This is a genomic window from Phytohabitans rumicis (genome assembly GCF_011764445.1).
GTDB classification, from domain to species: domain Bacteria; phylum Actinomycetota; class Actinomycetes; order Mycobacteriales; family Micromonosporaceae; genus Phytohabitans; species Phytohabitans rumicis.
Map to the genome: position 1 here is coordinate 8,380,140 of NZ_BLPG01000001.1, position 19,566 is coordinate 8,399,705.

The following is a 19,566-nucleotide window of genomic DNA, read 5'->3' on the forward strand; positions in this document are numbered from 1 at the left end:
GGTCAATACCAAGAAATCTACTGATCTCTTTGTAAGGGTGTCAACCGGCCACTGTGGACCGGTGAATTGTCCTGACCCAACGGACCATCCGCGATGATCCGTTCGGTTGGTCGCCTCTAGGGCGTGCTCGCGACACGCCGGCGGCGGACCGGCGGCAAGGACTAGCGTGGGCGGGTGGACATCGCCCTGGCCGGCGACACCATGCTCGGGCGGCTGGTCGCCGAGCGGCTGCACGAGGTCGGGCCGCGCCGCCTGGTCGCGCCGGAGGTGCGCGACATCGTGGCCGAGGCCGACCTCTTCGTGGTCAACCTGGAGTGCTGCGTGTCCGAGCGCGGCCAGCCGTGGCCGCAGCCGGGCAAGCCGTTCTTCTTCCGGGCCCCGCCGCGGGCCGCCCAGACGCTGGCCTGGCTCGGCGTGGACTGCGTGACGTTGGCCAACAACCACGCGCTGGACTTCGGGTACCAGGCGCTGCGGGACACCCGCTGGCACTTGGCCGACGCGGGCGTGCGTACCGTCGGCGCGGGCCCGGACCGGGACGCCGCGCGGGCGGCGGTCGTGCTGACCGGCGGCGGGCTGCGGCTGGCCGTCCTGGGCGTCACCGATCATCCCAACGACTACGCGGCGGGCCGGACCCGCCCCGGCGTCGCGTACGCCGACCTGCGCGCCGGCGTACCCGGATGGCTGGCCGACGAGATCGCGGCGCTGCGCCAGCACGCGGACGCCGTGCTGGTCACGCCGCACTGGGGGCCGAACCTGATCACCGAGCCCCTGCCGTACGTGCGGCGGGCCGCCAAAGCGCTGGTCGACGCCGGGGCGACGCTGGTCGCCGGGCACTCGGCGCACGTGTTCCACGGCGTGGCCGGCCCGGTGCTGTACGACCTCGGCGACTTCATCGACGACTACGCCGTCGACCCGGTGCTGCACAACGACCTGGGCCTGCTGTGGCTGGTCACGCTGGACGCGGGCGGCCCGCGCCGGCTGCGGGCGGTGCCGCTCGCCCTGGACACCGCGTACACCCGGCTGGCCACCGGGCCCGAGTACGACTGGGTCGCCTACCGCCTCACCGCCGCGTGTGCCGAACTCGGCACCGAGGTGGTGAACGAGGGCGACCACCTGTCTGTGACCTGGCGCACGTGAGTACCCTCGGGCACGTCGCCAACTGGTGGCGCCCGACCCGAGGAGACGCGATGCCGCTCACCCCGGCCGACGTACACAACGTCGCCTTCAAGAAGCCTCCGATCGGCAAGCGGGGGTTCGACGAGGAAGAGGTCGACGCCTTCCTGGACGAGGTCGAGCGCGAGTTGGCCCGCCTCATCGAGGAGAACAACGAGCTCCGTGCGCAGGTCGAGCGCGGGGGCGTGGGTCGCGGCGGCGCGTCGGGCGACCCGCGGCTGGCCGCCGAGATCAGCAACCTCGGGGTCCAGCTCGAAAACGCCCAGCGGGACCGGGTGGCCGCCGACCAGGCGGCCCGGAGCCTGATGGCGGAGCTGGAGCAGGCGCGCGCGCAGGGCGGACCGGGCCCGGGCGGCGACGGCGAGCAGGCCGTGCGGGTGCTGATGATGGCCCAGCGCACGGCCGACGACCATGTCGGTGACGCCCGCCGCGAGGCCGACCGGCTGCTGTCCGAGGCGCGGTCCAGGGCGGACGAGCTGACCCGGGAGGCGCAGGCCACGGCCGACACCGTGGAGCGGGACGCCCGCCAGCGCCACCAGGAGGCGATGGGCGGCCTGGACGCCAAACGCACCGCGACGCTGCAGCACATCGCCGAGCTGACCCAGTTCGAGCGGGAGTACCGCACCCGGCTGATGGCCTACCTGGAGAGCCAGCTGCGCGACCACGGTGGCCGCGCCGACGCGGAGGTCACGTCGGCGCCGCAGTGAGGCCGCCGCGGTGAGACTGCCGCGGTGCGGCTCAGGCCAGGCTGAAACGCTCGGCGTGGATCTGGTCGGTGGGCACGTTCAGGGCGCGCAGGCTGCCGATCACCGCGTCCGTCATCGGCGTCGGCCCGCAGACGTACACCTCGCGCTGGGCGATGTCCGGGACCAGGGCGAGCAGGTTGCCCGGCGCGAACGGGGTGTTCGGCGGCGACCCGGCGCCGGTGCGCCCGGTCAGCACGTGCACGCGGGCGCCGCGCGGCTGGGCCAGGGCGTGCAGTTCGGGGAGCAGGACGGCGTCGTCCATGGTGTGCACCCGGTAGAGCACGACGACGTCGCCGGCCGCCTCCTCCAGTAGCGCGCGGATCGGCGTGATGCCGACGCCGCCGGCGATGAGCAGCGACGCGTCGAGGGTGCGGTGCAGTTCGGTGAACGCGCCGTACGGGCCCTCGGCGAAGACCCGGGTGCCGACCGGGATGTTCCGCAGGCCGGCGCTGGTCTTGCCGACCGCCTTCGCGGTGAGCCGCAGCGAACGGCCGTTCGGGGCCGCCGACAGCGAGAACGGGTTGGCCTGCCACCAGTTGTTGTGCCCGAGGAACCGCCAGATCATGAACTGGCCCGCGCGGGCCGGCAGTTTGTCCAGGTGGCGGCCGGTGACGTGCACGGACACCACGTTGTCGGACTCCGGCACCACCGCGGCCACCCGGAACCGGTGGTACGCGTTGCGCCACAGCGGCACCACGAACCGGCTGACGACCAGGTTGGTCAGGATCAGCACCCACAGCGTCCACCAGTAGATCGTGGCCCCGGTGGCGTCGAACGTGGTGCCCTCCAGCGCCTGGTGCACCAGCCCGATGCCGAGGGCCACGTAGAGCAGCATGTGCAGGGCGTGCCAGACCTCGTACCCGAGGCGGCGGCGGGCCCACCGGACGGACAGGCCGATCACGACGAGGAAGATCGCGGCCGCGCACATCCCGAGCAGGGAGGCGGTGACGCCGGCCAGGTCAAGGAAGGTCTGCCACGGCGACGCGCCGCCGAGCCGGGTGTAGCCGGCGATGACGAACGAGAAGTGCAGCAGGATCAGCCAGAAGAGGGTCAGACCGATCAGCCGGTGCCAGCGGGTCAGCCGGTCCATGCCCAGCCGGCGGTCCAGCCACGGTATACGGGAGACCAGCAGGATCTGGAACATCATGGTCATCGCGAGGTGCAGGCCGAAGAACTTGGCGACGGTCAGCACGCCGTTCTTGCCCTCGCCGTACGCGACGAACATCGCCTCCACGACCAGCAGGTTCGCCACTACGAACGCCACCACGACCCACTGGGCGACTCTTCTCTTCACCGCCGCATCTTATTCATCATCCGCCACTACGAGGGCCGATGTTTTGGTTGATCCGGAACACGTTGTCCGGGTCGTACCGCGTCTTGAGGTCGACCAGCCGCTGGTAGGTCGCCTCGTCGTACGCCGCCCGGACCCGGTCGGGCCCCTCGTCGCCGAGGAAGTTGACGTACGTGCCGCCGGCCGAGAACGGCCGCATCGCCTCCCACAGGCGCCTGGTCCAGGTGACATGCGGCTCGGCGTCGCCCGGCAGGGCCCAGCGGGAGTTGATGTTCAACACGTACGGCGCGTCCCGGTGGGCGACGGCGGTGGCGCCCGGCGCGACCCGGGCCGCCGCGCCGCCGAGCACGACCAGCTTGAAGTCGGACAGCGGGGACGTGATGTCCCGCAGGTACTCGGCGAGGACGTCGAGCATGGTGTCCGGGATCCCGGTCAGGTACTCGGCCTTCCAGTAGTTGCCGAACCCCGCCGTCCATGACCCGTCCAGCATGGACTGGAAGTCCCGGTACGCCCGGGCGCCAGCAGGTCGGCGACCGGCGGGGCCAGCTCGCGCAGCGCGGCCAGCGCCCGGACGCCGTCCTCGACCGGGCCGGCGTGGCACGCCGCGATCGCCACCACCGGCTGCCCGTGCACCTCCTCCGGCAGGAACGGCGCGGCCGGCGCCCGGCGCAGCACCAGGAAGCAGGTCAGCTCGTCCGGCGCGGCCGCCATGAGGTCCCGGTAGCCCCGGACCACCCGGGCCAGGTCGTCCGCCCGGTAGAAGATCAGTCCGGCGGCCAGCTCGGGGCCGACCGGGTGCGCCCGGAACTCGAACAGCGTCACGATGCCGAAGTTGCCGCCGCCCCCGCGCAGCCCCCACAGCAGGTCGTCGTCGGCCCGGACCAGCCGGCCGTCGGCGGTGACCACGTCGGCGCCGACCAGGTTGTCCGCGGTCAGGCCGTACGGCCGGTGCAGCCAGCCGAACCCACCGCCCAGGGTGAGCCCCGCGACCCCCGTGGTGGAGACGATCCCGCCCGGCACGGCCAGCCCGAACTCCTGCGTCTCCCGGTCCAGCTCGCCCCACAACAGGCCGGGCTGGGCCCACGCCGTACGCCCGGCGGGGTCGACCCGGACCGCCTTCAGCGCGGACAGGTCGATCACCAGGCCGCCGTCGCAGGTGCCGCTGCCGGCGATGTTGTGCCCGCCGCCGCGTACCGCCACCGGCAGGTCCGCCTCGCGTGCGTAGCGCACCGCCGCGAGGACGTCGGCCACGCCGGCACACCGGGCGATGCCGGCGGGCTTGCGGTCGATCGTGCCGTTCCAGACCCGCCGTGCCTCGTCGTACCCGTTGTCCTCCGGCAGGATCACCTGGCCGCGCAGGCGGTCCCGCAGCGCCGTACCCGTGCTCATGCCTCCCAGCCTGGACCTTTGGGCGCGGGCCCGGAAGGTGTTTGAACCGGCAGGATCGGGGGGACCGTGTGATCATGCGCAGGCCCCGGATCGTGATCGTCGGAGCCGGCTTCGCCGGCTACAGCGCCGCCCGCAAGCTGTCCCGGCTGGCCCGCGGCGCGGCCGATATCGTGCTGCTCAACCCGACCGACTACTTCCTGTACCTGCCGCTGCTGCCGGAGGTGGCCACCGGCGTGCTGGAGCCGCGCCGGATCTCGGTGTCGCTGCCCGCGACGCTGCCCGGCGTGCGGCTGGTGCTCGGCGAGGCGACCGGGATCGAGCTGGACCGCAAGTGGGTCGCCTACGCCGACCCCGAGGGCGGGTCCGGCGAGCTGGGGTACGACCGGCTGGTGCTCGCCGCCGGCAGCGTCAACAAGCTGCTGCCCATCCCGGGGGTGGCCGAGCACGCGCACGGCTTCCGCGGCATCCCCGAGGCGCTGTACCTGCGCGATCACGTCACCCGGCAGATCGAGCTGGCGGACTCGGCGGACGACCCGGCGCAGCGGCAGGCCCGGTGCACGTTCGTGGTGGTGGGGGCCGGCTACACCGGCACCGAGGTCGCCGCGCACGGCGCGCTCTTCACCGACGACCTGGTCGAGCGGCACCCGGGGCTGCGCGACCAGCCGGTGCGGTGGCTGCTGCTCGACCTCGCCGACCGGGTGCTGCCCGACCTGGACGAGCGGCTGTCCACGACCGCGTCCCGGGTGCTGCGGCAGCGCGGCGTGGACGTGCGCACGGGCACCTCGGTGCGGGAGGCGACGCCGGACGGCGTCCACCTCAGCGACGGCACGCACGTGCCCACCCGGACGCTGGTGTGGTGCGTCGGCGTACGCCCCGACCCGCTGGTCGCCGACCTCGGGCTGGCCACGAACCACGGCCGGCTGGTGGTCGACGAGTACCTCACCGTGCCCGGCCACCCGGACGTGTACGCCTGCGGCGACGCGGCCGCCGTGCCCGACCTCACCCGGCCCGGCGAGATCACCGCCATGACCGCGCAGCACGCCACCCGGCAGGGCAGGCTCGCCGCCCGCAACATCGCGGCCTCCTACAACCAGGGGGTACGCCGCACATACCGCCACCACGACCTGGGCTTCGTCGTGGACCTGGGTGGCCCGCAGGCGGCGGCCGACCCGCTGGGCGTCCCGCTCGGCGGCCCACTCGCGAAGGCGGTCACCGCCGGCTACCACCTGCTCGCGATGCCCGGCAACCGGGTCCGCACCGCCGCCGACTGGCTGCTCAACGCCGTACTCCCGCGGCACACCGTGCAGCTCGGGCTGGTACGCGCGCCCGCCGTACCGCTCGACACCGCCACACCGGAGCTGCCGCGTACACCGTAGGGTGTGGCCCGTGACGGTGCGCTATGCGGAGCCTGCCGGCCGCTGGGTGCTGCTGGCGACGGTGCTGGGGTCCGGGCTGACGTTCCTCGACGCGACCGTGGTCAACATCGCGCTGCCCCGGATCGGCGAGGACTTCGGCGCGGACGCCGCTGCTCTACAGTGGACGGTGAATGGCTACACGCTCAGCCTCGCCGCGCTGATCCTGCTCGGCGGCTCGCTGGGGGACCGGTTCGGCCGGCGGCGGGTCTTCGTCATCGGGGTGGCGTGGTTCGCGGTGAGCTCGCTGCTGTGCGGGCTGGCGCCCAACCCGGAGACGCTGATCGCCGCGCGGATCCTGCAGGGCGTCGGCGGCGCCCTGCTCACGCCGGGGTCGCTGGCCATCCTGGAGGCGTCCTTTCACCCCGACGACCGGGCCAAGGCCATCGGCGCCTGGTCCGGGCTGGGCGGCGTCGCCGGCGCGATCGGCCCGTTCGTCGGCGGGTGGCTGCTGGAGGTCGCCAGCTGGCGGCTCATCTTCCTGATCAACGTGCCGCTGGCCGCCGTCGTCGCCGCGGTCGCGCTCCGCCACGTACCCGAATCGTCGAATCCGCAAGCGGCGCGGACGCTGGACGTGCCCGGCGTGCTCACCGGAGCCGTCGGCCTCGCCGGTCTGACCTACGGCTTCACCGCGTGGCCGGCGATGGGCCCGACGTCGCCGGTGGTGCTCGCCACGCTGGCCGTCGGCGTCGCCGGCATGGCGGCGTTCATCATCACCGAACGTCGCTCGGCGCACCCGATGCTGCCGCTGGAGGTGTTCGCCAGCAAGGCGTTCACCGCGGCGAACCTGGTCACCTTCGCGGTCTACGCGGCGCTCGGCGGGGTGTTCTTCCTAGTGGTGCTCAACCTGCAGGTCGTCGCCGGGTTCAGCCCGCTGGCCGCCGGCACCGCGCTGCTGCCGGTCACGCTGCTGATGCTGCTGCTGTCCGCCCGCGCCGGCGCGCTCGGCCAGCGCATCGGGCCGCGCATCCCGATGACCGCCGGCCCGGCCGTCTGCGCGGTCGCGTTGCTGCTGCTCGCCCGCGTCGGCCCGGACGCGACGTACGTCGTGGACGTGCTGCCCGCGGCCATCATCCTCGGGCTGGGCCTGTCGCTGACCGTCGCGCCGCTGACCGCCACCGCGCTGGGCTCCGTGGACGAGAGCCACGCCGGCGTCGCCAGCGGCGTCAACAACGCGGTCGCCCGCGCCGCCGGCCTGCTCGCCGTCGCCGTCCTGCCGCTCGCCGCCGGCATCGGCACCGGCAGCCTGACCGACCCGGGCGCCCTCGCACCGGCGTACCGGAACGCGATGCTGATCTCCGCGGGGCTGCTCGTGGTGGGCGCGGTGATCGCCGCGGTGTGGGTCCCCAGCCGCCTGGTGCGCCCGCCGTCGCCGGTCAAGGTGCACTGCGCGGTGGCCGGTACGCCGCTGCACCCGTCGCGCGCCCGGGTACCCGAGGAGGTCTGACCCGCGCCGGGGAGGTCGCTCACTCCTCGATCGCGCCGCCCACGGCGCGCAGGTGGGCGCGGAAGGTCAGGGCCGGGTTCTCCGCGCGCTGGGCGAGGTACGTGGCGAACCGCACCTGGTCGCGCAGGGACTCGCCGGCCCGGATGCGGTCGGCCTGGTGGCGCTCGGTGTCGCGGATCTTCTCGGCGAGCGTGAGGATCTCGTCGGCGCGCGCGGCGGGGAGGAAGAGCACGCCGTCGTCGTCGCCGAGGACCAGGTCGGCGCGGTCGACGGTCCACTCGCCGACGGTGGCGGCTTCGAGCGCGTCCTTGGGGCGTTCGTCCAGGCGTTGCGGGCCGGTGGGGAGCGTGCCGAGGCTGAAGACCGGCAGCGCGATCGCCCGGATGTCGGCGGAGTCCCGGTGCAGGCCCCAGATCACGACGCCGGCGAGCCCTGCGGCCTCGGCCTCCAGGACGGCCAGGTCGCCGACGCACGCCTCGTCGAGCCGGCCGTCGTTGTCGACCACGAGGACGTCGCCGGGGTTGGCCGCCTCGTACGCCTCCAGGAAGATGTCGACGCTGCCGACGTGTCGGGCGGGCAGCACCTGCCCGGCGAGCCGGCTGCCGGGGACCGCGGCGCGGGTGTTCGCCGGCGCGCAGCGCACCGGCACGTGGGCGCGGACGCAGGCGTCGGCGACGTGCGGGGTGGTCAGGGTGGCGAACCGGTGCCGGAGTACGTCGGGATCCATCCTCTGACAATAGTCAGAGAACGATCTGGAGCGGCGCCACCAGGTGGCCTGAGTTCATACTTAGCGCGTGACCTTCGAACTGGGGACGGACGGGCCCAAGGTCCTCGTCGTTGGTGTGGACGGTTCGACGACGTCGCTGCGCGCCGGGGCGTACGCCGCCGGCCTGGCCCGACGCCAGGGCGCCCACCTCGTGGTCGTCTACGTCTCGCGGCCCGGCGCCTTTGTCGGCATGGCACCCGGCGCCGCGGCGGTGGCCCGGCAGGCGGACGAGGAGATGGTCGCCGACCTGCGCCGGCAGGCCGAGGAGGGGGCGGCGATCATCGGGCTGAAGTTCACGTTCCGTTCGGTGGCCGGCGACCCGTACGGCGAGCTGGTGCGGATCGCCGACGAGGTCAGCGCCGACGGCGTGATCGTCGGGGCGTCCACACAGGCCGGTCACCGGTTCGCCGGCTCGATCGCGATCCGGTTGGTCAAGGCCGGCAGGTGGCCGGTGACGGTGGTGCCGTAGCGGCCCGTCCTAGATCCGCACGGTGAGACGGTGTCTCTGTTGACGGAACGGGGACCCCGCGCCTAGTCTGGCCGAAACCACGCTAGACGCAGGAGGGTTCATGATCAGAGCCTTGCTGGTGCGCGGTTACGAGGAGCCGCTGCGGGTCAACCCGCCGCGCGAGGGCCTCCGCCCCGGCACCGCTGCTGGCGACCCGCAGGTGCCGTTCTGATCCGAGGGCTACTTCCGTGCCCCCTTGTCAGACCATCGAGCCCTCGGAGTCCAATCTCATGACCACAGCCATCGACCTGTCCCCGATCTCCGGCCCGTCCTCGTGGCGCGGCGACGAGCTGGCCACCGCCACCGACTGGATCTACCACCTGAGCGACGCCGAGCGGGCCGAGCTGGAGACCGTCGGCCGCAGGTTCGTCACGGACAACCCCGACCTGCGTACCGTCACCGCCGCCGACTACCCGCTGCCCGCCTGCGCCGGCCTCAACGCCGAATGCGCGCACCAGCTCGACGCCGGGCGCGGGTTCGTCCTCGTCCGGGGTTTGCGCACCGAGGAGTACGGCGACGCGCTCGCCGGTGCCATCTTCTACCTGATGGGGCTGCACCTCGGCGTACCCATGAAGCAGAACGAGTTGGGCGACGTGCTCGACCACGTCATCGCCACGTCGAACAAGACGCTGGACGACCCGACGGCGCTGCCGTCGCGGGTCCGCGACCGGCTGCCGTTCCACTCCGACAGCTCGGACGTCGTCGCGCTGATGTGCCTGCGCGCCGCGCAGGCCGGCGGATCCAGCAGCCTGGTCAGCGGCACCACCATCTACAACGAGGTGCTGCGGCGCCGGCCCGACCTGGCGCACCTGCTCTTCGAGCCGTGGCACTGGGACTGGTACAAGCAGGACCACGACGCGCCCGCCAAGACGTACACGTCGCCGATCTGCAGCTACGTCGACGGCATCTTCAGCACGTACGCGGGCAGCTCGATGATCACGTCGGCGCAGGACTACCCCGAGGTGCCCCGGCTCACCGAGGACCAGATCGAGGTGCTCCGCCTGTACGACGAGATCACCCAGGAGCCTGGGCTGGCGCTGGACATGGACTTCCAGCCCGGCGACGTGCAGTGGCTGCTGAACTACGCGGCCCTGCACTCGCGTACCGGGTATGTCGACTTCCCCGAGCCGGAACGGCGCCGGCACCTGCTGCGTCTGTGGTTGAAGCGGGACGTGGGCCGGCCGCTGGTGTCCGGCTTCGGCAAGAACGTCGTACAGGCGCGTGGCGAAGAGCGCGAGGAGACAGTGAAGGACGGCGGACGGTTCCGGATCGCCGAGGCGGTCGTGCCCAACTTCGAGTGGGGCAACTAGCGACCGCACCGAGACGAGGGTGTCCCCGAACCTGACCCAGACCAGGTCTCGGGGACACCCTTCCTCATACGTACCGCAGCTTGACGCCGGGCCCGAGCTGCTCGACGCCCCGCAGCTCCCGGCCTTCGGACGCGTAGATGGTCAGGTGCCGGTGGTGGGCCAGCGGCGCGAGGTCCACGGCGAGGTCATAGACGTAGAGGTCCCGTAGCCGCCGCAGGTCGCGCAGTGGCGTGAGGTCTGTGATCTCTCGGCAATAGCCCAGATTCAGGTAGTCGAGCAGGTGCAGACCGGCGAGCGGGCTGAGGTCGGACACAGCTGTTTGTCCGATGCCGAGCCCCGTCAGGCCGGTCAACCCGGCGAGCGGCGCCAGATCGGTCAGCCAGTCGCTGCCCGGCAGTCCCAGCCAGCGCAGGTGGGGCGCCAGCGCGATGAGCCCGGCGAGCCCGCCGTCCGGAGCCGGCCCCCTGGAGACCCAGAGGTCCTCCATCCGGGACATGGCCGGTAACGAGGCGTAGTCGAGTCCCTGCGGATCTCCCAGCGTGAGGCCGACGAGCTGGTCGAGGCCGGCGAGGGGAGCGAAGTCGGTGACGCCGCGCACCGGGCTGAGGCCGAGGCGTTCGAGCCCGCCGAGGTCCCACAGGAAGCTCAGGTCGTCGATGTCGGCGTATCCGTAGAAGTTGAGCGTGCGCAGTTGGGTGAGCGCCGCGAGCCCGGCGGGGTCGGCGGGGTCGGCGTAGCGGTGCACGACCAGCTCGCGCAGGTCGCGGTGGCCGCGCAACACGTCGAGCCGGCTCGGGGTGCCGCCGTGCAGGTGCAGCCCGTGCAGGTGAGGCACGCCATCGAGGGCGGCCAGGTCAAGCGGCGTCGTCACGACGACGTCGAGGGCGGCGAGCCGGCGCAGGTGGCGCACGGCCGGCAGCAGGAGCGGGTCGCTGACCGAGACCGTCCCGTCGACGAGCGGGGCGTCGGCGAGGACCCGCCGGGCGTACTCCTCGGGGTCGAAGTAGGTCCACACGGACGCCAGGTGCCGCTGCACCTCGGGGCGCGGGTCGGCCGCGTAGCCGGCCAGCACGTCCAGCGCCTCCGGGCCGTTGACCAGCGCGGCCGCCAGCACCGTCCCGGCGGAGGCCGGCTCGGACAGGTGCGCGAGCGACCGCGGAAGGTGGTGCAGCAGCGGCTCGCCCACGCCGGCCAGCGACCGGGCCTCGCTCCGGCCGCGCGGCGGCACCAGCGCGTCGATGGCCGCGCGTACCCGGTCCAGCAGTTCGGGGTCGAGGGCCGGCACGGTCTCCAGGCAGGCCGCGGCCACCAGCCGCAGGGCACGCCGGTGGGCGGGCTCGGCGTCGGCGCGGTCAAGCACCCCGGCGAGCAGGTCCTCCCGCACCCGGCCGTTGGCGTGGCCGGCGGCCATGACCACCACGTCGCGCCATGCGTCCCGGTGCGCCTTCTCGACAAGCATGCCGACGTCGGCGCGGTCGGCGGCCTCGCGCGCGGTCAGATACTCCTGGAACGTGCGGTGCACGAAGTCGACCCGGCCCGCGACCGGCTCGCGGAGCAGGCCGCTGCGGTGCAGCAGGTGCTCGAAGATGCTCTGCGCGCCGGCGGCGACCTGCGGCATGGCCTCGCGCTTCTCGCCCAGCCGGGCGACCGCGAGGTGCTGCGGGATCTCGGCCTCGTTGTTGAGCGACATCCGCCAGGCCAGGTACTGGATGAGCTGGAGCTTGTCCCGCCCGCTGAGCGCGACCTCCGCCGCGATGTCCCGCTCCTCGTCGCGGCGTTCCAGCAGCAGATCCACCGCGGCCGCGTACAGGCTCATCCGGTCGCGCGGCAGGTGCGTTCGCCGGTCCAGGTTGAGCGCGCACAGCATCGCGCACAGCAGCGGACTCGTCGCGAGCCCTTGCAGGTGCGTGTTCGCGTCCAGCCGGCCGACCAGCGCGTTCTCGTACCGGGGAAGGTCGTCCGGCGGGCACGGCAGATCCCCGTCCCGCACCGCCCGATGCCAGTGGGCGATCAACGCCCGCACGTCCGCCGGGCTCATCCGCTCCAGCATGGCCGGGCCGAAACGCTCGGCCGCCAGCCACCGCCCGGCCGCCGCCGGCGGCCGCGAGGTGACCACCACCTTCATTTCCGGGTACGCCGCCAGCAGGTCCCGCAGCCAGTCCCGGACGTGCCGGCGGGCGGTGGCGGTCAGCTCGTCCACGCCGTCGACCAGCAGCACGGCGTGGCCGGAGGCGAGCCGGCGGTGCGCCCAGCCGGGCGGCTCCAGGCCGGCGATCGCCGGGGCGCAGGCCGCCACGAACTGCTCCGGCCGGGGCAGCGGCTCGTCGACGTACCGGCGCAGGACGACGAGGAACGGCACATGCCCGTTCCAGCCGGTCAACTCGGCGGCGAACGCGGCCCGCGCGGCGGTGACCGCCAGCCACTTCAGGACCGTGGTCTTGCCCGACCCGGCCTCGCCGCGCAGCAGCGTCCGGTGGGACCGGGCGAGCGCCTGCTCCACGCGTACGGACGCGTCCGCCGTCGCGTCCCGGTCCGGGTCGGTGCCGCGCAGCAGGCCCGGCGTCCACCCGCGGTCCCGGCCGCCTCGCCGCCGGGCCGGCGCGTCGGCGCTGACCGCCAGGCTGACGTACGCGACGCTGAGCGTGGCGCGCGGCCGGTAGTTCCGGACGTCGACGCCGAAGAGCTCCATCTCGTCCAGCGTGCTGGACAGGTGGCTCAGGTACCGGTGCCGGAACTGCTCGTCCTCGCCCGTACCGGCCGGGGCGTCCAGCGAGCGCACCGGCAGCCGGGCGAGGATCTGCGCCAGCTGCTCCGCCTGGCCGGCCAGCCGGGACAGCACCTCGGCCGTCGCCCGGGGCGCGAACGAGGCGAGGTGGACCACCGCCCGCACGTACACGTCGCAGCACTCGTCGAGGACCACGTCGTACAGCCGGGCGGCCGCGTCGCTGAGCCCGGCCCGGTCCGGCCGGTCGGCGGCCCGGACCCGGATCAGGGCGGCGAGCCGGGCGCCGTCGGCATCCGCGGCGAAGAGCGCCTCGTCGGCGGCGACCACCGTGAACGCGTCGACCACCGCGTCCAGCGCCGCCCGCCGCTCGTGGTCGGGCAGGTCGCCGGCCCGTTGCAGGGGCGCAAGCCGCTCCGCCACGGCGTCGGTCATGGCGGCGACCTCGCGTTCCAGCTTGCGCCGCGCGAAGCCGTCCGTGAACCGCCGGTTGATCAGCTCGCCGAGCGGGAGCGTCGCCTCCTCCCGGCGCCGCCGTTCGGCCAGCCACCACCGGAACGCCGGCACCACCACGGCCTGGCCGACTTTCACCAGCGCAGCCTCCACAGTGGTCACGCGGCAAACCGTACCGCCGCCCGTCCAGCAGATGCGCAACCGCCTGTGTGGCTCCGCTGCTCGGCGTAACGTCACAGGAGTTGTACGGCTAAGGGGGGTTCGCGATGTTTGTGCAGGTGATCCAGGGGCAGGTTCCGGACGCGGAGGAGATGCGCGGCGCGCTCGACCGGTGGACCGAGGAGCTGTCGCCCGGCGCTTCCGGCTGGCTCGGTACGACGGCGGGCGTGACCGACGACGGGATGTTCGTCGCGCTGGTGCGGTTCGACTCGGAGGAGGCGGCCCGGCGGAACAGCGGCCGGCCGGAGCAGGACCGGTGGTGGGCGGAGACGGCGAAGCTGTTCGCCGGCGAGGCGACGTTCCGGGACAGCAGCGACGTCCAGGTGGACACCGTCGGCGATCCGGACCGGGCCGGCTTCGTGCAGGTCATGCAGGGCCGGGGCACGGATCCCGAGCGGGCCCGGGAGCTGATAGCGCAGGACTCCCGCGAGTGGGCCTCGTTCCGGCCGGACGTCGTGGGCAGCGTCGCGATCCAGCACGAGGGCGGCGCGTACACGATGGCGATCTACTTCACCTCGGAGGAGGAGGCGCGCGAGGGCGAGCGCAAGGAGCCGCCGCCGGCGATGCAGAAGCAGATGGAGGAGCTGAACTCGCTGAACGTGGGTGTGCCGCAGTTCCTCGACATCCGCCAGCCCTGGCTGTACTCCCCCACTAAGGCCCCGTTCGCGCCGCGCCGCGCCGCGCGTTCGCGTCGATCAAGGGCAAACGGTCGTGCTTTGATCTCTAATCCACGACCGTATGCCCTTGATCGACGCGAGAGTCCTTGATCGGTGGGGCGCGGCGTCGCGTTCGGGCGCGGTGCATGGGCATAGTCCCGGCCACTGGGGAGTCGGGGGACACGCCCCACCCAGGGCTGCCAGCCACCCCGTCCGCGCTCTTCAGGTGCGCCTCGTCGCCCGGTGCGGGCCGAGCGCTAGGCCCCGGGTCGTCTGTCGATCAAGGACTTTCGCGTCGATCAAGGGCATATGGTCGTGGAAAAGAGATCAAAGCACGGCCGTATGCCCTTGATCGACGCACAAAAGGGGCGGCGGGTGCGGTTAGAGGTCCAGGACCAGGCGGGGGGTGGTGCAGCGGCCTACGCAGATCATCATGGTGCGGGCGGCGGCGCGTTCGTCCGGGGTGAGGATGGAGTCGCGGTGCTCGGGGGTGCCCGCCAGGACGCGGGTCTCGCAGGCGCCGCAGTAGCCCTTCTCGCAGTCGTACGACAGGCCGGGCACGGCTTCGCGGATGACCTCGATCAGTCGCTTGTCCGGCGGCACCCGTAGGGTCAGCCCGCGCCGGGCGAGGTGGACGTCGAACGCCGTGTTCCGGGACGGGTCGAACGCCACCTCCAGCTCGTCGCCGGCCGTGAAGCGCTCGACGTACAGGGTCAGCCCCCGGGCGGCGCACTCGCGCTCGACCGCGGCGATCATCCCGGCCGGGCCGCAGCAGTAGATCGCGGTGTCGGGGCTCACCGAACCCAATAGAGCGGGCAGATCGGGCAGCCCGCGCTCGTCCTGGGGCACCAGCTCAACAGAAGAGCCGGCGAGGGCCAGCAGTTCGTCCGCGTACGCCATGGAAGCGCGCGACCGTCCACCGTAGACGACCCGGAACGGCGTACCGGCCTCCACAGTGGACCGGACCATTGCCAGGATCGGAGTGATCCCGATGCCGCCGGCCAGAAACACATACCGCGGCGCTGGGACCAAGGGGAAGTGGTTGCGTGGCCCGCGGACCGGCAGCGTGACTCCCGGCCGGGCGAGCGCGTGCAGCTCCACCGAGCCGCCGCGGCCGTCCTCCTCGCGCAGCACGGCCACCCGGTAGCGGTGCCGGTCGGCCGGGTCGCCGCTCAGCGAGTACTGGCGTACCCGCCCGGAGGGGAGGCGGACCTCGACGTGCGCGCCCGGCGCCCAGCCGGGCAGCTCGCTCCCATCCGCCGCGGCAAGTTGAACGGACACCACTCCCTCCGCCGCTGCCTCCACCCCGCTAATAGTGAGCGCCGTGGGTGTTAGGAGGGGGCCCTTGCTATGCAAAAAGTGATAAGAGGGTGCCCTTCCTTGCATCGGGCCGGGGGTGAAGATTGCGGGGATGGCGTCCCAGCCGGTTTGGTTGCCCTTGGTCGGGTACGGGATCAGGCCGTCCTCGACCACCTGGTAGTCGGGCAGCCGGGTGAGCACCTGCGTCATCATCTCGTGGAACATGGCCCGAGCGAGGTGGGCGCCGGCGCAGCGGTGGGTGCCGATGCCGAAGCTGAGGTGCCGGTGCGCGTCCCGGTCCAGGCGCACCTGCGCCGGGTCGGGGAAGACGGCCGGGTCGTGGTTGGCGGCCACCCAGGGGATCAGCACCCGGTCGCCGGCGTGCACCGGGCAGCCGCCGACCTCGGTGTCCGTCGTGGCCGTACGCGCCATCGACTGGGACGGGGCGAACGCGCGCAGGAACTCCTCGGTCGCGTTCTCCAGCAGGTCCGGCGACTCGACGAGCCGGCGCCGCTGGTCCGGGTGGCGGCTGAGGTGTACGAGCGTGGAGCCGGTCAGCGACGTGGTGGTGTCGACCCCGCCGGCGATGAGCAGCCCGATGACCGAGACGAGTTCATCGTCGGAGAAGCCGGTGCCGTGCCGCACCAGGTAGCTGATCGCGTCCTCGGCGGGCTCGGTCCGGCGCAGCGCGATCAGCTCCCGGATCCGCTGGTCCATGTACGCCAGGCCCTGCGCGCCCCGGATGGCCCGCTCGCTGCCGGCGAGGGCGGCGAAGATGTCGTGGATCGGCTTGGCGAGCTTTGGCCAGTCGGCTGACGGGAAGCCCAGCCAGTCGAGCGTGACCGCGGCGGGCAGCGGGTTGGTCAGGTCCCGGACGAAGTCGGCCGAGCCCTGCTCGATGAACGCGTCCACGATCCGGGTGGCGTGCCGGGTGATCATCGGCCGCAGCTCGTCCACCGCCGACGGGGTGAGTAGCGGGTTGATCAGGTCGCGGTATGCGCTGGACGCCGGCGGGTCCAGTTCGATCGGGTACTGCTCCAGCCCGGGGCCGCGCGGGATGACGATGGCGACCCCGTCCTCACCCCGGCGGGCCGAGGAGAACGTGGCGTCGTCGCGGGCGATCCGGACCACGTCGGCGTACCGGGTGGTGTAGACGAAGCCGCCGTGCGCCTCGGTCCGCCCCACCGGGCACTGCTCGCGAAACAGGGAGTAGTACTCGACCGGGTCCGCGTTCGCGACGTCCGAATGATGATCAAAAACCGCATCGAACTCAGTCAAAGGTCAACACCGCCTTGCCGACCGAGCCGCGCCGCACCGCGTCGACGGCCTCGTTGATCTGGTCGAACGGAAAGTACGTCAGCATCCGGTCGACCGGGAACCGGCCGGCCGTGTACAGGTCGAGCAGCCGGGGCAGGAACACCCGGGGCACGCTGCTGCCGGCGATGATGCCGGTGACGCCGCGGCCGTTCAGGATGCTGCGCCAGTCGAACGTCATCGTCTCGCTCGGGCCCACGCCGATCACCCCGCACCGGCCGAGCGGCCCGAGCGCCTCGACCGCGGTACGCAGCACGTCGGCGCGCCCGGTGGTGTCGATGGCGAAGTCGAAGCCGTCCGGCACGATGCCCGCCAGGTCCGCGCCGGAGGAGACGCAGTGCGTCGCGCCGAATCCCCGGGCCGCCGCCAGCTTGGCCGGGCTGACGTCCACCGCGGCCACCACGGCGCAGCCGCTGATGACGGCGGCCAGGATCGCGGCGCTGCCGACCGCGCCGGCCCCGAACACCGCGAGCGAGGAGCCCGGCGCCGGCCGCAGCACGTTGAAGACGCCGCCGGCGCCGGTCTGGAAGCCGCACCCGAACGGGCCGACGACGCTCAGGTCGACGTCCTTGCCCACCGGTACGACCGCGTGCGCCGGCGCCACCACGTGCGTCGCGAACGAGGACTGCCCGAGGAAGTGCGCGTTGACCGGGTCGCCATCGAGCGAAACGGCCGACGAGCCGTCCGGCCGCCGCCCGCTGAAGTTCACCGCGTCGAAGCTCAGGCAGTACGCGGGCGACCCGGTCAGGCATCGGGCGCACGCGCCGCAGAAGGTGAAGCTCATCGCGACGTGGTCGCCCACGGCCACGCCGGTCACATGGTCGCCGACCGCCTCGACGACGCCGGCGCCCTCGTGGCCGAGCACGGCCGGGGTGGGGAAGAAGGTCGCGAACTCCAGATCGGTGCCGCAGATGCCGACGCTGCTGACCCGGACCAGCACCTCGTCGGGGCGCGGCGGCGACAGCTCGACCTCCCGCAGGGTGAACGGGGCTCCGGCACTGTCGAGGACGGCCGCGGTGACGCGCACGGAAACACCACCTAATCACCAAGCGAGACTGCATCTTGACATGTGGAATGGGGCGGGTCAAGGATTCGAGGCATGGCCGACCTCGTCGTACCCGATGCCCGGCACCTGATCGACGGAGAGTGGGTGGCCGCCGCCGACAAGGGCGAGCTGCCGGTCCTCGACCCGGCGACGCGGGAGGTGATCCAGCCCGTGGCCCGCGCGGAGCCGGCGGACGTCGATGCCGCGGTCGCGGCGGCCCGGCGGGCGGCGCCGGCGTGGGCGGCGACGAACCCGTCGGAACGCGGCGCGGCGCTGCGCCGGTGGGCCGACCTCATCATGACCCACGTCGAGGACCTGGCCAGGTATGAGGCCCGCGACGTCGGCAAGCCGCTGTCCGGCGGCCGCCTCAACATCTACATCGCGCACGGCATCGTCGACTACTTCGCGGGGCGGCGGACAAGCTGACCGGCGTGACGCTGCCCACCCGGTCGCCGGACTACTTCGGCTTCACCCGGCCGGAGCCGTACGGCGTGTGCGCCGTCGTCATCCCCTGGAACGTCCCGGCCGTGCTCACCGCCGCCAACGTGGCGCCCGCCCTGGCGGCCGGCAACACGGTGGTGCTCAAGCCGTCCGAGGTCGCCCCGCTGGCGCCGTTCGCGCTGGTCGAGCTGGCCCGGCGGGCCGGGCTGCCGCCGGGGGTGCTCAACGCGGTTACCGGCCTCGGCGCGGCGGCCGGCGCCGCGCTGACCGCCCACCCGGACGTCGACCACATCAGCTTCGTCGGCTCGACCACCACCGGGCGCGCGGTCATGCGGGCGGCGGCCGGCAACCTCGTACCCGTGAAGCTGGAACTCGGCGGCAAGTCGCCGAACGTGGTCTTCGCGGACGCGGACCTGGACGTGGCGATACCGGCGATCGTCGGGTCCATCACCGAGAACGCCGGCCAGAACTGCTACGCCGGCTCCCGGCTGCTGGTGGAGGAGTCGATCCGCGAGGAGGTGACCGGGCGGGTGGTCGAGGCGATGCGGGCGGTCCGGCTGGGCGCCTGGGACGACGACCTGGACATGGGCCCGCTGGTCAGCGCGGCGCAGCACGAGCGGGTGCTGGGCCACCTGGCGGAGGCGCCGCGGGCCGGCGCGCGGGTGGCGACCGGCGGCGGCTCGCCCGGCGGCTGGTACGTCGAGCCGACCGTCCTGGACCGGGTGGACCCGGGCATGCGGGTGGTACGCGAGGAGGTGTTCGGGCCGGTGCTGGCGGTGCAGTCGTTCCGGGGCACGCGGGAGGCGGTCGAGATGATGAACGACACCGACTTCGGGCTGCTGGCGAGCGTCTGGACGGATGACGTGTCGCGGGCGCTGCGGGTGGCGGCGGACGTGCGGGCCGGCCAGGTGTCGGTCAACCAGTTCCACGACGCGGGGGTCATCGGGTTCCCGTTCAACATGCAGAAGGACAGCGGGTTCAGCCGTGGCGGCGGGTACGGCGCGCTGCGCGAGTACACGCAGGAGAAGGCGGTGGCCGTACGCCTGCTGGACCGATGAGCGCGCTCGCCGAGCTGCTCGTCGCCGTGCCGCCGGACCGGCTGCGCGCGTTCGTCGACGAGCACCTCGGGCCGATCGAACACCGGCCGGACCTGCTGGCCACCCTGGAGTCGTGGCTGGCGACCAGCGGCAGCCGGCAGGCCGTCTCGCAGCGGATGCATCTGCACCGCAACTCCGTCGGCTACCGGGTCGGCCTGATCAAGCGGCTGCTCGGCGTGGACCCCAAGGACCCGGAGGCGGCCGCGGTCCTGCGTGCCGCCCTTGCGGCCCGTGGCGTGTTACAGCAGCGTGACAACCGTTGACAGGTGCTCGGAGCG

Annotated in this window: 14 protein-coding genes and 2 pseudogenes; 9 read left to right on the forward strand and 7 right to left on the reverse strand. The window is 73.0% G+C overall.

What is annotated here, in order from left to right:
* Nucleotides 1-174 precede the first annotated feature (174 nt).
* Together Prum_RS37925 and Prum_RS37930 are read left to right on the forward strand one after the other, a co-directional pair.
* Entirely contained in the window at nt 175-1,137 is a 963-nt protein-coding gene (locus Prum_RS37925) for a CapA family protein (protein ID WP_173081507.1), read from the forward strand.
* 50 nt (nt 1,138-1,187) lie between these two features.
* Nucleotides 1,188-1,847: pseudogene (locus Prum_RS37930) on the forward strand (DivIVA domain-containing protein); the annotation flags it as partial.
* A gap of 64 nt (nt 1,848-1,911) precedes the next feature.
* Here Prum_RS37930 and Prum_RS37935 read toward each other — a convergent pair.
* The 3 genes from Prum_RS37935 to Prum_RS37940 are packed head-to-tail and all read right to left on the reverse strand — an operon-like array spanning nt 1,912 to nt 4,599.
* Nucleotides 1,912-3,213, reverse strand: a complete 1,302-nt coding sequence (locus Prum_RS37935) for a ferredoxin reductase family protein (RefSeq protein ID WP_246278363.1) — start codon at nt 3,211-3,213, stop codon at nt 1,912-1,914.
* 16 nt (nt 3,214-3,229) lie between these two features.
* Nucleotides 3,230-3,700 carry a BBE domain-containing protein gene (locus Prum_RS50125; RefSeq protein WP_218577562.1) on the reverse strand — a complete coding sequence of 157 codons (471 nt, stop codon included), beginning with the start codon at nt 3,698-3,700 and terminating at the stop codon, nt 3,230-3,232.
* Entirely contained in the window at nt 3,643-4,599 is a 957-nt protein-coding gene (locus Prum_RS37940) for an FAD-binding oxidoreductase (RefSeq protein ID WP_218577563.1), read from the reverse strand. The genes Prum_RS50125 and Prum_RS37940 overlap by 58 nt, the downstream gene beginning before the upstream one ends.
* Nucleotides 4,600-4,673: 74 nt before the next feature.
* Between Prum_RS37940 and Prum_RS37945 the strand changes: the two genes are divergently transcribed.
* Nucleotides 4,674-5,975, forward strand: coding sequence for an NAD(P)/FAD-dependent oxidoreductase (locus tag Prum_RS37945; RefSeq protein WP_173081509.1), 1,302 nt, complete (start codon nt 4,674-4,676; stop codon nt 5,973-5,975).
* Between the two features lies 1 nt (nt 5,976).
* Nucleotides 5,977-7,458, forward strand: coding sequence for an MFS transporter (locus Prum_RS37950; RefSeq protein ID WP_173081511.1), 1,482 nt, complete (start codon nt 5,977-5,979; stop codon nt 7,456-7,458).
* A 19-nt stretch (nt 7,459-7,477) separates the two neighbouring features.
* On the opposite strand, the gene Prum_RS37955 is transcribed toward Prum_RS37950, so the two are convergent.
* A complete protein-coding gene (locus Prum_RS37955; protein WP_173081512.1) occupies nt 7,478-8,185 on the reverse strand; it encodes an RraA family protein in 708 nt (235 codons plus the stop codon).
* A 67-nt stretch (nt 8,186-8,252) separates the two neighbouring features.
* Between Prum_RS37955 and Prum_RS37960 the strand changes: the two genes are divergently transcribed.
* Both Prum_RS37960 and Prum_RS37965 read left to right on the forward strand, forming a co-directional pair.
* Nucleotides 8,253-8,693: a universal stress protein gene (locus tag Prum_RS37960; protein ID WP_173081514.1), complete on the forward strand. Its 441-nt coding sequence runs from the start codon at nt 8,253-8,255 to the stop codon at nt 8,691-8,693.
* A 269-nt stretch (nt 8,694-8,962) separates the two neighbouring features.
* A complete protein-coding gene (locus Prum_RS37965; RefSeq protein WP_173081516.1) occupies nt 8,963-10,042 on the forward strand; it encodes a TauD/TfdA family dioxygenase in 1,080 nt (359 codons plus the stop codon).
* Between the two features lie 64 nt (nt 10,043-10,106).
* On the opposite strand, the gene Prum_RS37970 is transcribed toward Prum_RS37965, so the two are convergent.
* On the reverse strand, nt 10,107-13,379 hold the full coding sequence (locus Prum_RS37970) for an NACHT domain-containing protein (protein ID WP_218577564.1): 3,273 nt from the start codon (nt 13,377-13,379) through the stop codon (nt 10,107-10,109).
* A 104-nt stretch (nt 13,380-13,483) separates the two neighbouring features.
* Between Prum_RS37970 and Prum_RS37975 the strand changes: the two genes are divergently transcribed.
* Nucleotides 13,484-14,203, forward strand: a complete 720-nt coding sequence (locus tag Prum_RS37975) for a hypothetical protein (protein WP_173081518.1) — start codon at nt 13,484-13,486, stop codon at nt 14,201-14,203.
* A 270-nt stretch (nt 14,204-14,473) separates the two neighbouring features.
* Here Prum_RS37975 and Prum_RS37980 read toward each other — a convergent pair whose 3' ends face one another.
* Together Prum_RS37980 and Prum_RS37985 are read right to left on the reverse strand one after the other, a co-directional pair.
* Nucleotides 14,474-16,669 (reverse strand): cytochrome P450/oxidoreductase, encoded by a 2,196-nt coding sequence (locus Prum_RS37980; RefSeq protein WP_173081526.1) that lies wholly within the window; start codon nt 16,667-16,669, stop codon nt 14,474-14,476.
* Nucleotides 16,662-17,732 (reverse strand): NAD(P)-dependent alcohol dehydrogenase, encoded by a 1,071-nt coding sequence (locus tag Prum_RS37985; RefSeq protein WP_173081528.1) that lies wholly within the window; start codon nt 17,730-17,732, stop codon nt 16,662-16,664. Before Prum_RS37985 ends, Prum_RS37980 begins: the two co-directional genes overlap by 8 nt.
* 72 nt (nt 17,733-17,804) lie before the next feature.
* Here Prum_RS37985 and Prum_RS37990 point away from each other — a divergent pair.
* Together Prum_RS37990 and Prum_RS37995 are read left to right on the forward strand one after the other, a co-directional pair.
* A pseudogene (locus tag Prum_RS37990) lies at nt 17,805-19,249 on the forward strand (aldehyde dehydrogenase family protein).
* Nucleotides 19,246-19,551 (forward strand): helix-turn-helix domain-containing protein, encoded by a 306-nt coding sequence (locus Prum_RS37995; protein WP_173081530.1) that lies wholly within the window; start codon nt 19,246-19,248, stop codon nt 19,549-19,551. The pseudogene Prum_RS37990 and the gene Prum_RS37995 overlap by 4 nt, the downstream one beginning before the upstream one ends.
* Nucleotides 19,552-19,566: the final 15 nt, after the last annotated feature.

Excerpts from the sequence above, each read along its gene's own strand:
- Prum_RS50125 (WP_218577562.1), bottom strand. The coding sequence starts at position 3,700 with ATGCTGGACGGGTCATGGACGGCGGGGTTCGGCAACTACTGGAAGGCC.
- Prum_RS37940 (WP_218577563.1), bottom strand. The coding sequence starts at position 4,599 with ATGAGCACGGGTACGGCGCTGCGGGACCGCCTGCGCGGCCAGGTGATC.
- Prum_RS37945 (WP_173081509.1), top strand. The coding sequence starts at position 4,674 with ATGCGCAGGCCCCGGATCGTGATCGTCGGAGCCGGCTTCGCCGGCTAC.
- Prum_RS37955 (WP_173081512.1), bottom strand. The coding sequence starts at position 8,185 with ATGGATCCCGACGTACTCCGGCACCGGTTCGCCACCCTGACCACCCCG.
- Prum_RS37965 (WP_173081516.1), top strand. The coding sequence starts at position 8,963 with ATGACCACAGCCATCGACCTGTCCCCGATCTCCGGCCCGTCCTCGTGG.
- Prum_RS37975 (WP_173081518.1), top strand. The coding sequence starts at position 13,484 with ATGTTTGTGCAGGTGATCCAGGGGCAGGTTCCGGACGCGGAGGAGATG.
- Prum_RS37995 (WP_173081530.1), top strand. The coding sequence starts at position 19,246 with ATGAGCGCGCTCGCCGAGCTGCTCGTCGCCGTGCCGCCGGACCGGCTG.